A 15,181-nucleotide genomic window follows, 5' to 3' on the forward strand; every position below is an offset into this window, starting at 1 on the left:
ATATGAAAAAGGTTGGTTTTTTTCAATCCATTCATTTAAAGTTTGTGCTCATATATATGCTATTAATATTAATAGCGATGCAAGTAATCGGTGTATATTTCGTAAGAGAATTAGAAAAAAGTCTTGTACAAGGCTTTAAGGATTCCCTGACACAACAAACGAATTTACTATCGTATAATTTAAAGCAAGAATTTACAAAAAGTCGTGAAAAAACAGATCCAGAATCATTAGATGACGCTATAAAAAATTCGATTCAAAAGTTTGCATCGGATCGTAAGAAAGATATTCAAGAAGTAAGTGTATTTGATTCTAATAGAAAATTAATGGCGATTTCAGACACGGCTAAGCAAAATAAGATAGGCAGAACATCGACAGATATAGCTGTTCAACGGGTAATTGTACAAAATAAACTAGAATCAAAAATTGAGAAAGATGGAGGAACTGGCCATCGAGTTCAAGTGATGATTACTCCTATTCAGAGCGATAAAGCTGGGGAGGTACTTGGTGTCATTCGTATTGTTGCATCTATGGAAGATGTATACAAACAAATGAAGGATATAAATCAAATTTTTGCTACCGGAACAGTGATTGCTTTGTTAGTAACGGCTGTACTTGGGATTTTACTAGCTCAAACAATTACAAGACCAATTTCAGATATGCGAAGGCAAGCAATTGAAATGGCAAAAGGAAATTATTCGAGAAAAGTAAAGGTCCATAGTCATGATGAAATTGGCCAATTAGCATTATCTTTCAATAATTTATCAAAAAAGCTACAACAAGCTCGTTCTTCAACAGAAAGCGAAAGACGTAAATTATCATCTGTTTTATCACATATGACAGATGGAGTAATTGCTACTGACCGAAAAGGGGATATTATTTTATTAAATGACCCTGCGGAAAAGATGCTAAATGTTTCGCGTGAAACGGCGCTGGATCAATCGGTTTTAGAAGTATTGGGGATACAGGAAGAATTTACGCTCGATCATTTATACGAAGAGCCTGATTCTGTTTTATTAGATTTTAGTACGAGAAATGAACCATACATTTTACGTGCTAGTTTCTCTGTTATTCAAAAAGAGACGGGGAAGGCAAATGGTTTAATTGCTGTATTATACGATGTAACGGAGCAGGAGCGTATAGAAGGGGAACGCCGCGAGTTTGTGGCGAACGTCTCTCATGAATTAAGAACACCATTAACAACGATGCGTAGTTACTTAGAAGCGCTGACAGATGGTGCATGGCAAGATCCAAATATTGCACCGCAATTTTTAACAGTTACACAAGAGGAAACAGAAAGAATGATAAGGCTTGTAAATGCGCTGCTGCAACTATCTAAGCTTGATAGTACAGAACATCGTTTGATGAAAGAGTGGGTTGACTTTACTGACTTCTTTAATAATGTTATTGATCGCTTTGAAATGTCTAAAGAGCAAAATGTAAGTTTCAAACGATCTTTCTCTAAAAAATCTAGATTTATTGATATGGATACGGACAAAATTACACAAGTGTTGTATAACATTATTTCTAACGCATTAAAGTATTCGCCAGAAGGTGGAACAGTAACATATCGCTTACGTGATCGAGGGGAGTTATTAGAGATTAGTGTAAGTGACCAAGGTATGGGTATTCCGAAAGAAAACGTAGATAAAATCTTCGAACGTTTTTATCGTGTGGATAAAGCCCGTTCAAGACAAATGGGTGGTACAGGTCTTGGATTAGCTATTGCAAAAGAAATGATTGAGGCACATGGTGGTTCTATTTGGGCGAAGAGTGAGGAAGGAAAAGGAACGACGATTTATTTCACACTGCCACTGGCACCAGATGAAGAGGACGATTGGGAATGAGTATGGAAAACTTTAAAACGATAGTTCTAATTAATTTAGTTGTTATTAGTCTATTTTTAACTTTTAATTTATGGACATATGTTCCCGATTCCACTTCTGTGCAAAATACAAAATTTGTTCAAGGTAATGAAGAGATAAATCCGATAAAGATTTCAGGAGTTGTTCGCCCATCCTCTGTTATTGTTCATAAAGAAAAAAATCATTACGTAAGTGAGAATACGAATAACGTGAACTCACTTTATAAAATTCTTGAAAATGGAGAATTACATGATTTTAGGGAAATAACAGGCACAGTTCCTAAAGGGGATTTTCTTTCTTATGTACACGGAGAAGAAAAGATTGAATTTGTTTTTCCTACAAATGTGCCACTTGAGACGATTAAAGACATGTTCAATATTAAAGATAAAAATTTAGAATCTAATAGAAGTTTTAATCGCATTGTAATCGATCCTTCTCGAAGCAAGGACCAAGAAATTAAAGTTAATTTTATTTCTTATGATAATCCTCGTAGAATATATCAAGCGATGTTGAGTGGTGCTTATGTAAAGGATGTTATAAACGACCAAAATCGATTTATTACACTAGCAAAACCATATTTTGAATATCAAGTAAATGATACAAAAAAACTGTTTTTACCAGATGGAATTACGGAATTAAATCAGATAGAGTATTTTGTGTCTGGGTTAGATGTGGATTCATTTAAAAATGTTTTATTTAGTGATCCGCGTTATTTAAGTCCTATTACCGAGAAATCAAAGGAAACATTTACAGATGGTATTCGATCTATGGAAATTGATAAGTTGAATTTAATGTTGAAATATAAAAATTCCGCAGTATATAGTGATAAAGTTACAGATAATGCGATGCTTTTGAAGAAAAGCTTCGACTTTGTAAGTGGGCACAGTGGTAACTTAAATTCTTATCGTCTTGATTATATTAATAAGGGGAAAACCTCATTCCGTTTATACGAGGGCGGTTTACCTGTATTTAATGCAGATGGAATGGCTGAATTAAAACAAGCATGGGGTTCAGGCGAAATCATGCAGTATGAGAGATCTCTTTTTGATTTCAATATTCCTTTACCTAGTACACCCACTTCTCTTGCATCAGGTCGTACAGTGATGACATCATTAGAGAATAATCCGGAAATTGACAAAAATTCAATTCAGGATGTTGGTATTGGTTATAAAATGTCATTGAAATCTTCCGTGAACGGAGGTCCTGTGAACGGAGGAGAGATCAGTATTTTACAGCCGATATGGTATGTAAAATGTGATGAAGAGGGTAAACAAAAAATATATGAGTGGAGTGAGGGAGGACTAAATGGATTGGGATCGAATTAAAACGATATTTATTGTGACCTTTTTTGTTTTAGACCTCTTTCTTATCTTTCAGTTCATTCAAAAGCAAGATAGTAATCAGTTGGAAATTGTGACAGAAACAAAAATTGATCAACAATTAAAAGAATCTAAAATTACTATGGGGAGTTTTCCTAAAGAGCCGAAAAAAGAGTCATTTATTATGGCGAAAAATAAAAACTTTAAAGAAGAAGATGTGCAATCTTTAAAAAATCAAACAGCGCATCTGCAAAATGAATATACGATAGAAGGTAAGTTGAAAGAGCCATTTTTAAATGCAAAATCATTATCTAAGGATAAATATAATGATTTCTTAAAAAACAGTGTCCTTGATGGGCAGAAATACGAATTTGGAGCAATGAAAGACTCTAAAATTTATTTCTTCCAAAAGTATAAGGATAAGCCGATTTTCCACAATAATCATGCAATGATTGTTGTGGATTTAAATGAAAAAAACGAGCTTGTTTCGTATACACAAACAATGTTAACGGATTTGAAGGAAATGGGCGAAAGTGAAAAAACGAAAGAACAAGAAATTATAACTGCTCAAACAGCTTTGGAAAATATATATTTAAAAAATAAAATTGCAGAAAATACGCACGTGAAAGAGGCGCAGATTGGATATGCGGCTCTAGCTGAATCATCTTCTAATATACAAGTGCTAGCTCCAACTTGGAACTTAAAGACAGAGCAGAAAAAGGACTTTTTTGTGAATGCAATTGAAGGACAAGTTATGGAATTAGGGGAAACTCAAGTGCCGGAAGAACATAATGGAGTGAGAAAGAATGAGTATGCATTTTAGTGTGCTTGCAAGTGGAAGTACAGGGAATATGCTATATGTAGGAACGGATGAAAAAAAATTACTCGTCGATGCAGGTTTAAGTGGTAAAGCAACAGAGGCTTTATTTAAACAAGCAGAACTGAATATAAATGATGTATCAGGTATTCTTGTCACACATGAGCATAGTGACCATATTAAAGGATTAGGTGTATTGGCGCGTAAATATGATTTACCAGTTTATGCGAACGAGAAAACATGGAATGCAATGGAACATTTAATAGGAAATATCCCAACTGAGCAAAAGTTCATTTTCTCAGTTGGGGATGTGAAAACATTCGGTGATATTGAGGTCGAGTCATTTGGAGTTTCCCATGATGCGGCAGAGCCGATGTTTTATGCTTTTCATAACAATAATAGAAAATTAGCCCTTATTACAGATACAGGATACGTGAGTGACCGTATGAAAGGTGTTATTAAGGGAGCTAATGCTTTCGTATTTGAAAGTAATCATGATGTGGAAATGCTTCGTATGGGACGTTATCCGTGGAGCATTAAAAGACGTATTTTAAGCGACGTTGGTCACGTTTGTAATGAGGATGCTGCGTTAGCGATGGCAGATGTAATTACAGATGAGACAAAACATATTTATTTAGCACATTTAAGCTTAGATAACAATATGAAAGAACTAGCGCGTATGTCAGTATCGCAAGTGTTAGAGGAAAAAGGATTTGGAGTGGGAGAATCCTTTGAAATTCATGATACAGATCCAAAAATGCCTACGAAAATTCAATACGTATAATTCTTCATTTTAGTAAACAATAAAGGTGAATATAGTTGTTTTCAGGAAGATAGGTGAACAAATATGTCCTTTATTGATGAAGAAAAGTATCGTATAAAACGTGCAGGTAAAAAGAAGCATAAAGGTATTGTCATTTCTAGCATAGCAGGAACAATTGTAGGGGCTTCATTATTTGCATTTGGGGCTCCTTTATTTTCGAATCACGCTGGCGCGCTTCCGCAAGCTGAAGCAAGTGGAAGTAACGTGGCTGAAGCTCAAGGGATTAAACAGGTTAGCTTTGTAGACGCTGTTGATCGCGCTTCTGAAGCTGTTGTTGGTATTATTAATATTCAACGAGACAATTTTTCAGAGGCAGATTCAGAAGCCGGTACAGGATCTGGTGTCATTTATAAAAAGACAGATGGACAAGCTTACATTGTAACAAATAACCATGTCGTTGCTGGAGCAAATCGTATTGAAGTAAGTCTAAGTGATGGTAAGAAGGTCCCAGGGAAAGTATTAGGAACCGATGTAGTCACAGATTTAGCTGTACTAGAAATAGATGCGAAGCATGTGAAAAAAATAATTGAGATTGGCGATTCTAATAAAGTTCGTCGAGGAGAACCGGTCATTGCGATTGGAAATCCACTCGGACTGCAATTTTCTGGGACCGTTACACAAGGTATTATTTCAGCTAACGAGCGTATTGTTCCTGTAGACTTAGACCAAGATGGTCATTACGATTGGCAAGTAGAAGTATTACAAACAGATGCAGCGATTAATCCAGGTAATAGTGGTGGTGCACTTGTAAATGCGGCAGGACAATTAGTTGGTATTAACTCAATGAAAATTGCTGCAAAAGAAGTGGAAGGAATCGGATTAGCTATTCCGGTTACTAGAGCCGTTCCGATTATGAATGAACTTGAGAAGTATGGGAAAGTAAGAAGACCTTATGTTGGAATTGAACTTAGATCATTAAATGAGATTCCGAATTATTATTGGTCCAAAACATTACATTTACCAGGCAATGTAGCAGAGGGAGTTTGCATTTTAGATGTGAAAAGTCCTTCACCAGGCGCGGATGCTGGTTTGCGAGAACATGATGTTATTGTAGCGGTAGATGGAAAACCGGTAAACGATATTATTGGTTTCCGTACGGCCTTATATGATAAAAAAATTAATGATAAAATGACTCTTACGTTTTATCGTGGTACAAAAAGAGCAACAACAACGGTGAAATTAGGCATTCAAAAATATTAAAAACAGGAGGGCCTACCTCCTGTTTTCTATTGTAGAAAAGTGAGGTGAAGAACATGAATTTACCTTGTTGTTTAGAACATGTTGAATTAGCGTTAGATATTATTGTTGATGAATGTGAAGTTGCACCGGTTATTAACAATGTGGATAACTCAGAAAAAGAGAAAAAAACATGTGAATTTTGTCAAAATGAGGCGACATATGTTGTATCGAACACAGATTCTCACACAATATGTGGGTAACATTTGTGGATATGTGGATAAGTTATGTGGATAACATGTTTGTAAGGTGGGGAATAAATGTGAATATCTCGATTATTTCAATCGGAAAATTAAAGGAAAAGTATTTAAAACAAGGTATAGCAGAATATTTAAAACGATTATCTGCGTACGCAAAAGTAGAAGTAATTGAATTGCCAGATGAAAAAGCACCAGAAAATTTAAGTGAAGCCGAAATGTTAATTGTAAAAGAAAAAGAAGGTATACGTATACTGGATAAAATTTCTGATGATACGCACGTGATCGCATTAGCGATAGAAGGAAAACAAAAGTCATCAGAAGAATTTGCAGTAAGCCTAGATCGTCTTGCTACATATGGAAAGAGTAAAGTTGCCTTTGTAATTGGTGGATCACTTGGACTAAGTTCAGAAGTAATGAAGCGTTCCAATGAATCTCTTTCTTTTTCAAAAATGACATTACCACACCAATTAATGCGATTAGTATTGCTTGAGCAAGTGTATAGAGCGTTTCGTATTAATCGTGGTGAACCATATCATAAGTAAATTTCCATTTGTATATAAAAAGAGTAAAAAAGACCATTGGATAAAAATCACCGATGGTCTTTTAAACATTAATAGGTGGTATGCAGATTTCCTAAAATAAGTATGTTTCTATTTCTAAAAAAGTATGCTGTAATATGAAGAGGAAAAAATTATAAGTAGTCAGAGAAGTGAGGAATTAAAGGTGAAGAAGTTTAAGAAGTTTTACTTAGAGATTACAAGTGTATGTAATCTTGCGTGCAGCTTTTGTCCGCCGACGGAAAGGCAGAAGCAATTCATTTCTGTGGAGGATTTTGCTAAAAGATTAGACCAAATTAAACCTCACACAGACTACATTTATTTGCACGTGAAGGGTGAGCCGTTGCTCCATCCAAAAATAGATCAACTGTTAGATTTAAGCCATGAAAAAGGATTTAAAGTTAATATTACAACGAACGGAACGTTAATTAATAAGAGAAGGCATAGACTGTTAAATAAGCCTGCTCTAAGACAAATGAACTTTTCCCTGCACAGTTTTGATGGACATCCAGGTTCGCAAGATAAAGAGGGCTATGTAAGAAGTATACTTGCCTTCATTAGGGAAGCAACAAGTCAATCAGATTTAATTGTTTCGCTAAGGTTATGGAATTTAACTCAGGATAATAAGACAAATGCTGAAATCCAGAAAAATAGAGAGCTATTATCCATAATTGAAAATGAGTTTGATCTGCCTTATCAAATTGAAGAGAAGCTTACACCAGGAAAAGGTATAAAAATTGCGGAACGTGTCTTTATTAATCAAGATTATGAATTTCAATGGCCGGCATTGCATGAAGAAGAGGATGATGGAAAAGGATTCTGTCATGGTCTTCGAAATCAAGCGGGTATTTTAGCAAATGGAACGGTTATTCCTTGCTGTTTAGACGGTGAAGGGATTATTAATCTTGGGAATATTAATAATGATTCATTTTCTAACATTATAGAAGGTGAAAGAGCAACAAACATTGTCGATGGATTTTCGAAAAGAGTTGCAGTCGAAGAGTTATGTAGGAAATGTGGATACCGTAAAAGGTTTGGAAAGTAAATATGAAATAAGCCCTCATAAAGAAGCGAGGGCTTATTTTTTTATTCTTGATAAGAACGCTCTAATTCATCAATTAAGGAGCCAACGTAAGAAACAGCTTTACGGATTGCATCTGGTTTTGACATATCTACTCCGGCATGTTTCATTAATTCAAGTGGTTTCATTGTACCACCAGCGCGAAGTACATCTAACCAGCGATCAACGGCAGGCTGCCCTTCTTCTTTAATCATTTGGGCTACTGCGGTAGATGCAGTTAGACCTGCGGAATACGTGTAAGAATATAAGCCCATGTAATAATGAGGTTGGCGCATCCAAGTTAAGCCGGCACCTTCATCGATTTCTACAGAATCCCCCCAGAATGTAGAAAGGACATTTGTTTTTATTTCGGTTAAACTTTTAGCTGTAAGTGCTTGTCCTTCTTCTGCTAGAGTATATACTCTTCGTTGGTATTCGCCCTCAAGTAAGTGAGTAACAAAGTTATGATAATATGTGCCAAGTAGTTGTAGAATGACCCATCTGCGCATTCTCTTATCGTTGGTTGTTGCAAGTAAATGTTGGGCTAGTAATAATTCATTCATTGTTGATGGTGCTTCAACAAAGTACATAGATGGACGTACATTCATAATGCGCTGGTTTTTATTTGCTAAATAAAAATGCCCAGCATGACCAAATTCATGTGCTAATGTGAAGCATCCGCGCATCGTATTTTGCCATGTAATTAAAATATATGGATGAGAACCATATGGACTTGAACAAAATGCTCCTGTTGATTTGCCTACATTATCTGCAAGATCTACCCATCTTTCTTTGAAGCCTTTTTCGATAATGGAACTATATTCATCTCCTAATACTTTTAAAGAATCTTGAATGAGTTTGCCTGTTTCTTCGTAAGTAATTGCTGGATTAAATTCAGGATCTAAAGGTGCATGTAAGTCGCAGAAAAGCATTTGATCGAGTCCTAATACTTTCTTTTTTAAATCTGCAAAACGGCGCATATGAGGCGCTAATTCTTTATAAATAATATCAAGTTGATTGTTATACATTTCAAGTGGAACTTTTTGCGGCTCTAAAAGCATATGAGTAACGGATTCATATTTGCGTAAACGAGAGAGTGTCACTTGTTTTTTTACTTCAGTAGCATATGTTGTGGCAACTGTATTTTTATATCGCTTCAAAGTGGAAACAAACGATTCATATGCTTTTCTACGTATGTATGCGCTTGGAGAGAATTCATAATTGCTTTCAAATAATGCAAATGACAAAGGGAATTCGTTTCCTTGTGCGTCTTGTATAGGATTGAAATCCATATCGGCCAATTTAGTCATGCCGTAAATTTTGTATGGAGAACTATGAACTTCGCCAAGTGCAGCAAGTGCTTCTTCTGTTTCAGGTGAAAGAGTGTGCTGCCTTTTGCTCAGCACTTCTAGTAATGATTTACGAAAAGGGTTGAGTTTTATCTCCTCAATTAAATATTTTTCAATCGTGCCTTCTTCAAATGAGAGAATTTCATTATGAATAAAGGATAGTGCTGTATGTACTTTCGTTCCTAGAGCAGAAACTTTGGAAGAGTTCGCTTGAATAACTGGATCTGTCCGATCAGCAGATTCTTTTAGGTTTGCATATGAGCTCAGTTTTGCTAATTTCATTAAAAGCTCTTCCTCTATAAGTAAGCAATTTAGTAAAGTAGTGGAGCTAGTATGCAAGCGTCCTTTAAATGCATCAAGTTTCTGTATATCATTTTCTAATACGTTTAATGCAGCGTGCCACTCGGCATCAGATTTATACAAATCAGAAAGATCCCATGTTAGTTCAGTAGGAACTTCTGCGCGAATAAGGCGATTTTCAATTACATTTTTCATTTATTATAGCCCCCTTATTTTAAGTATTTAAAAATATGATACTAGAAAATTCAGTAAAATAAAAATATTTAACGGTTTTATACATAAAAAAGAAGGACAGGCATACACATGCTTGTCCTTCGAGCTGAATATAAGAATTAATATACTTTATCACCGTTGAAAATAGAGTTTTTCACGACAACATAATCTACAGTACGAATAGCATCTAATTTTGTTCCACCAGCGTAAGAGATAGAAGATTGAAGATCTTGTTCCATTTCGATTAAAGTGTCTTCTAAAGAACCTTTATGCTCCACGAACATTTTCTTACCTTCAACGTTTTTCTTCTCACCTTTTTGGAATTCAGAAGCTGAACCGAAGTATTCTTTATAAAGCTTTCCATCTTTTTCGATTGTTTCCCCTGGAGACTCTTCATGACCAGCGAATAGAGAACCGATCATAACCATAGTCGCCCCAAATCGAATAGATTTAGCTACGTCGCCGTGTGTACGAATACCACCGTCAGCGATAATTGGCTTACTTGCAGCTTTTGCACACCAGCGAAGTGCAGCTAGTTGCCAACCGCCAGTTCCAAAGCCTGTTTTAATTTTAGTAATACAAACTTTACCAGGTCCAATACCAACTTTTGTTGCGTCAGCACCAGCGTTTTCTAATTCTCTTACCGCTTCTGGAGTTCCAACGTTTCCAGCGATAACGAAGCTTTCTGGTAAATGCTTTTTAATATGTTGAATCATGTTGATTACCGCATTAGAATGTCCGTGCGCGATATCAATCGTGATGTATTCAGGTGTAAGTTGCTCAGCAGCTAATTGTTGTACGAATTCATACTCGTCCTCTTTTACACCAACGCTAATAGAAGCGATTAATCCACGTGATTGCATGTCTCTAATAAATGAGATACGTTTCTCTGGCTGGAAACGATGCATGATATAGAAGTAATTATTTTCAGCTAAATAAGTTGCGATTCTTTCATCAATAATCGTTTGCATATTAGCAGGTACGACAGGTAATTTAAATTTATGTTTACCTAAAGTGACAGTTGTATCACATTCAGAGCGGCTGTTCACAATACATTTTGCAGGAATTAATTGAATATCTTCATAGTCGAATACGTTTTCCATCATTTACACCCCTAAAATACGAATATTTTATTCAGTTTATTTAAAAATGTTCGTCCAAAGGATAATTTACATTATTTTCACTGATAAGTCAAAGGTTTTAATGTTTATATAAAAAAAATAAGTTGATTTAAGTCTACTGTAGGTTTATATCGTCAAAATTTGTTTTAACATAACATGATTTAATGTAAAATTATGTGTGGTATAGGAAAAATCAAATATGTAAATTTAGGAGAGCTGTTAATGAAACGATTAGTGTATATGGACTGGTTGCGTGTGTTAGCGACAATCGCAGTAGTTACAATTCATGTCTCCGCTGGTTATGTTTCCACATTGGATGCAAATAACGTTTCGCGTTGGTTGTCTGGGAATCTTTTTGAGTCACTTTCACGCGCTAGCGTTCCAATCTTTGTGATGATTAGTGGAGCTTTATTATTAAAGGGTACGAAAGATATTTCTATTGGAGAATTTATACAGAAACGTGCAAGTAAGGTAATTATACCTTTTGTAGCTTGGAGTGTTTTATTTTATTTATACGGAGCTTATGCAGGATATTTCCCACGTTCTATAAAACAGGGGATAAAATATTTTCTAACAGATAGTATTGGTGGACATTTATGGTTCATGTACATGATTGTAGGGATATACTTAATTACACCTTTACTGAAAATTTTTGTGAAGAATGCTCAAAAGAAAGAGATAGAGTATTTTTTAATTTTATGGTTATATGCATCTGTTGTCGTTAATTTGGCAAAATATTATTATCCTATCAACTTTAATATTGAATTATTTTACGTTACAAATTATGTAGGCTATTTCCTGCTTGGTTATTATTTATCCAATTATGATATTGTGAAAAAGTGGAGGAATTTTGCTTACATTGGAGGAATTGTAGGATTTATTATTACATTCTTTGTTACATATTATTATACAGTTCAGGCAAACGGGCAATTGGATCAGTTTTGGTATGGATACTTTTCTCCAGGTGTTGTACTTATGGCAATTAGCTTATTTGTATTTTTTAAATATTCTTTCGGAAATTCAGAAAAAAAATTACCATTTGTATTACGCGGTATAAATCAAGCGAGCCTTGGTATTTATATCCTTCACTTTTTCTTATTAAATAACTATCTGTACAGAGTATTTCCAAAGGTGAATGAACATGCACATGCAATATTGGCAATACCTATTAATGTAACAATCACAATTGTTCTTAGTATGGTAATTACTTTAGTATTGCAAAGAATACCAGTTGTAAAAAAATTAGTTCCATAAAAGATGAATACAATTTAGAGGGGCAGACTTATAATTAAGGCTGTCCTTTATTATTTAAGAATTATACGTAGATAAATTGAAACTTAAATGAATTGAAAACATTGATTTAATATAGTATCTTGGTATAACTTGACGTTAGATATGGAGAGTATAGTTATTTAAATATAAAATTCAAATGAGGTTAGTATATGAGTAAAAAGGAATTTAGTAATTATGCATTAAGTAAAGAAATAATACGAGCACTTACTGGTTTAGGATATGAACATCCAACAGAAGTGCAAGGAGAGGTTATTCCAGTTGCATTGAAAAAGAAGGATCTTGTTGTAAAATCGCAAACTGGAAGTGGAAAAACAGCTTCATTCGGTATTCCACTTTGTGAAATGGTGGAATGGGAAGAGAATAAGCCACAAGCATTAGTTTTGACGCCGACGAGAGAACTTGCTGTTCAAGTGAAAGAAGATATTACGAATATAGGCCGCTTCAAAAGAATTAAGGCTGCGGCCGTTTATGGTAAGTCTCCATTTGCACGTCAAAAATTAGAGTTAAAACAAAAGACACATATCGTAGTGGGGACTCCTGGCCGTGTGTTAGATCATATTGAAAAAGGTACCCTTTCTTTAGAATGTCTGAAGTATTTAGTCATTGATGAAGCAGATGAAATGCTAAATATGGGCTTTATTGATCAAGTAGAGGCAATTATTGATGAATTACCTACAAAGCGAATGACAATGCTATTTTCGGCAACACTTCCAGAAGATGTTGAAAAGTTATCCCGTACGTATATGGATTCGCCAACGCATATTGAAATTAAGGCTGCCGGGATTACCACAGACAAAATTGAACATACACTTTTTGAGACGAGAGAAGAGGAGAAGCTTTCACTTCTTAAAGATGTAACAACAATTGAGAATCCAGATAGTTGTATTATTTTTTGCCGTACACAAGAAAATGTAGATCACGTATTTAGACAGTTAAACCGTGTTAACTATCCTTGTGACAAAATACATGGTGGTATGGTGCAAGAAGATCGTTTTGAAGTTATGGACGATTTTAGAAAAGGAAAGTTCCGTTATTTAGTAGCGACAGACGTAGCTGCTAGAGGAATTGATATTGATAATATTACACATGTTATTAACTATGATATTCCGTTAGAAAAAGAAAGTTATGTACATCGTACGGGAAGAACGGGACGAGCTGGTAATAAAGGAAAAGCTATTACATTCATAACTCCGTATGAAAATAGATTTTTAGAAGAAATTGAGGCGTACATCGGCTTTGAAATTCCAAAGGCATATGCACCTTCAAAAGAAGAGGTTATGAAAGGGAAGGCAGTATTTGAGGAAAAAATACATGCTAAACCAATTATAAAGAAAGATAAAAGTGCAGACTTAAACAAAGGGATTATGAAGCTGTACTTTAATGGTGGGAAGAAAAAGAAAATTAGAGCGGTAGATTTTGTCGGCACAATTGCTAAAATTAAAGGTGTTACAGCAGAAGATATAGGAATTATTACGATACAGGACAATGTTTCTTACGTTGAAATATTAAATGGAAAAGGACCAATTGTTTTAAAGACCATGAAAACTACAACGATTAAAGGGAAACAATTAAAAGTCCATGAAGCAATTAAGTAAATAAAAAAACTATCCACTGTAACAGGTGGATAGTTTTTTTATTTACGATTCTTTTAAATCGTCCACTAACTTCTCTGCCAATCGTCTGTACATATTACTCATCGTCACGAAGGATGTTAGTAATAAAAACTTTTCTAGCTTTTGATCTTCTAAGGAGGAAATCTCATTTACTTCCCTAATACGGTTATTTACGTCCTGGTTAAAGGTTTCCACATTGGTTTCAGTAAGAGCAAGATAATCTTTATAGAGAGTATTTAATTCGAATGTATCATCGTTTAGTAAAGGTACATTTATATTTTCTAAGGAGCTTTTTATGTCATTAATGGAAAGGGCTCCTTTTAATTGGTAAATCAAGCTAATTAAAATCATATGCTCTTTTGAATACTTTTTATTTTTAATAGGGATGAATAGTTTCCCTTTTGCGTAATTGTTAATCATTGTTTTTGTTAATACTTTTTCATCATCAGTTCTTGTTGTATCCGCATAAGTATTCTCAAATAGTTGAACAACTTGGTCTACATATAAGTCGACATTTGGGATATCCTCAAGTTTAATATTTTTTTCTAAATGTAATGATTCAAGTAATTTATTTATATTTTCCACGTAAAACCCCTCACTTTTATAACTTAGTGGAACTGAATGTTTAGTATATCTTTAAATATGGTATTACGAAACAAGTGAATTGTAAATGTTGACTAGTATAAATAATGTGTATATAATTACATGTAGTTATTAAAACTACATGTAATTATATGAGGGGTGTTTATATGAATGCTTATGTAAGAGAACCGGTTAATGCATTTACTCACTTAGGAGGAGCTGTATTAGCATTTATTGCATTATTAGCCATGCTTGTGAAAGTTTCTGTTAAGATGCCATCTTTTGCTGCAATTACAGCTGTTATTTTATTCGGTATTGGGATGATGGTCCTTTATATGGCATCAGCTGTGTATCATAGTGTTGTAGCCAGTGAACGTGTTATTTATTTCTTTAGGAAGTTAGATCATTCTATGATTTTTATATTAATTGCAGGTACATATGCACCCTTTTGCTTAATTACATTAAGTTCGGCAAATGGTTTACTACTATTTTGTTTGGTTTATGCAACTGCGATTTGTGGTATTGTTTTTAAAATGTTTTGGTTTAATTGCCCAAGATGGTTATCGACAGGAATTTATCTTCTGATGGGTTGGTTAATTGTTCTATTCTTTGCACCGCTAGCTGAGAATTTAAGTACAGGAGGTATCCTTTTCTTAATACTTGGAGGTATTTTTTATACAATTGGTGGGTTTATTTACGGTGCTAAGCCAAAATGGTTGGAGTTTAAATATATGGGACACCATGAAATTTTTCATGTTTTCGTATTATTAGGAAGCCTGGCACACTTTCTAAGTGTATATTGTTACGTAATTTAACAAATCAGAACGTTTGGATAG

14 protein-coding genes are annotated in these 15,181 nt (G+C 34.5%); 11 read left to right on the forward strand and 3 right to left on the reverse strand.

Annotated features, from left to right (window positions below; all coding sequences use genetic code 11):
- Positions 1–2: 2 nt before the first annotated feature.
- The 8 genes from walK (at position 3) to ACS2MN_RS21725 (ending at position 7,859) form a co-directional block, all read left to right on the forward strand.
- Positions 3–1,844, forward strand: coding sequence for a cell wall metabolism sensor histidine kinase WalK (gene walK / locus ACS2MN_RS21690; protein ID WP_000755358.1), 1,842 nt, complete (start codon positions 3–5; stop codon positions 1,842–1,844).
- Positions 1,841–3,187, forward strand: a complete 1,347-nt coding sequence (locus ACS2MN_RS21695; protein WP_000061574.1) for a YycH family regulatory protein — start codon at positions 1,841–1,843, stop codon at positions 3,185–3,187. The genes walK and ACS2MN_RS21695 overlap by 4 nt, the downstream gene beginning before the upstream one ends.
- On the forward strand, positions 3,168–4,004 hold the full coding sequence (locus ACS2MN_RS21700) for a two-component system regulatory protein YycI (protein ID WP_000383715.1): 837 nt from the start codon (positions 3,168–3,170) through the stop codon (positions 4,002–4,004). Before ACS2MN_RS21695 ends, ACS2MN_RS21700 begins: the two co-directional genes overlap by 20 nt.
- Complete coding sequence (locus ACS2MN_RS21705) at positions 3,988–4,782, forward strand: MBL fold metallo-hydrolase (RefSeq protein ID WP_000061688.1); 795 nt, start codon at positions 3,988–3,990, stop codon at positions 4,780–4,782. The genes ACS2MN_RS21700 and ACS2MN_RS21705 overlap by 17 nt, the downstream gene beginning before the upstream one ends.
- A gap of 63 nt (positions 4,783–4,845) precedes the next feature.
- Positions 4,846–6,021: a S1C family serine protease gene (locus ACS2MN_RS21710; protein WP_000008024.1), complete on the forward strand. Its 1,176-nt coding sequence runs from the start codon at positions 4,846–4,848 to the stop codon at positions 6,019–6,021.
- A gap of 53 nt (positions 6,022–6,074) precedes the next feature.
- The gene (locus tag ACS2MN_RS21715) at positions 6,075–6,260 is read left to right on the forward strand and encodes a CxxH/CxxC protein (RefSeq protein WP_001052827.1); all 186 of its coding nucleotides are present in this window, start codon (positions 6,075–6,077) and stop codon (positions 6,258–6,260) included.
- Between the two features lie 59 nt (positions 6,261–6,319).
- A complete protein-coding gene (gene rlmH, locus ACS2MN_RS21720; RefSeq protein ID WP_001027003.1) occupies positions 6,320–6,799 on the forward strand; it encodes a 23S rRNA (pseudouridine(1915)-N(3))-methyltransferase RlmH in 480 nt (159 codons plus the stop codon).
- A 181-nt stretch (positions 6,800–6,980) separates the two neighbouring features.
- Positions 6,981–7,859, forward strand: coding sequence for a radical SAM/SPASM domain-containing protein (locus tag ACS2MN_RS21725; RefSeq protein ID WP_000713626.1), 879 nt, complete (start codon positions 6,981–6,983; stop codon positions 7,857–7,859).
- A 41-nt stretch (positions 7,860–7,900) separates the two neighbouring features.
- Here the strand turns inward: ACS2MN_RS21725 and pepF are convergent, their stop codons facing one another.
- Both pepF and guaC read right to left on the reverse strand, forming a co-directional pair.
- Positions 7,901–9,718, reverse strand: coding sequence for an oligoendopeptidase F (gene pepF / locus ACS2MN_RS21730; protein ID WP_438894772.1), 1,818 nt, complete (start codon positions 9,716–9,718; stop codon positions 7,901–7,903).
- A gap of 137 nt (positions 9,719–9,855) precedes the next feature.
- The gene (gene guaC, locus ACS2MN_RS21735) at positions 9,856–10,839 is read right to left on the reverse strand and encodes a GMP reductase (protein ID WP_000432443.1); all 984 of its coding nucleotides are present in this window, start codon (positions 10,837–10,839) and stop codon (positions 9,856–9,858) included.
- A gap of 240 nt (positions 10,840–11,079) precedes the next feature.
- Between guaC and ACS2MN_RS21740 the strand changes: the two genes are divergently transcribed.
- Together ACS2MN_RS21740 and dbpA are read left to right on the forward strand one after the other, a co-directional pair.
- Positions 11,080–12,111 carry an acyltransferase gene (locus ACS2MN_RS21740; RefSeq protein WP_000827024.1) on the forward strand — a complete coding sequence of 344 codons (1,032 nt, stop codon included), beginning with the start codon at positions 11,080–11,082 and terminating at the stop codon, positions 12,109–12,111.
- 188 nt (positions 12,112–12,299) lie between these two features.
- The gene (gene dbpA, locus ACS2MN_RS21745) at positions 12,300–13,745 is read left to right on the forward strand and encodes an ATP-dependent RNA helicase DbpA (protein ID WP_000037210.1); all 1,446 of its coding nucleotides are present in this window, start codon (positions 12,300–12,302) and stop codon (positions 13,743–13,745) included.
- 42 nt (positions 13,746–13,787) lie between these two features.
- Here dbpA and ACS2MN_RS21750 read toward each other — a convergent pair whose 3' ends face one another.
- Positions 13,788–14,348, reverse strand: coding sequence for a DUF1836 domain-containing protein (locus ACS2MN_RS21750; RefSeq protein ID WP_000427895.1), 561 nt, complete (start codon positions 14,346–14,348; stop codon positions 13,788–13,790).
- 164 nt (positions 14,349–14,512) lie between these two features.
- Between ACS2MN_RS21750 and trhA the strand changes: the two genes are divergently transcribed.
- The gene (gene trhA / locus ACS2MN_RS21755) at positions 14,513–15,160 is read left to right on the forward strand and encodes a PAQR family membrane homeostasis protein TrhA (protein WP_000995370.1); all 648 of its coding nucleotides are present in this window, start codon (positions 14,513–14,515) and stop codon (positions 15,158–15,160) included.
- Positions 15,161–15,181 lie beyond the last annotated feature (21 nt).

It is taken from the genome of Bacillus cereus group sp. BceL062 (genome assembly GCF_051780025.1).
Lineage (GTDB): Bacteria > Bacillota > Bacilli > Bacillales > Bacillaceae_G > Bacillus_A > Bacillus_A toyonensis.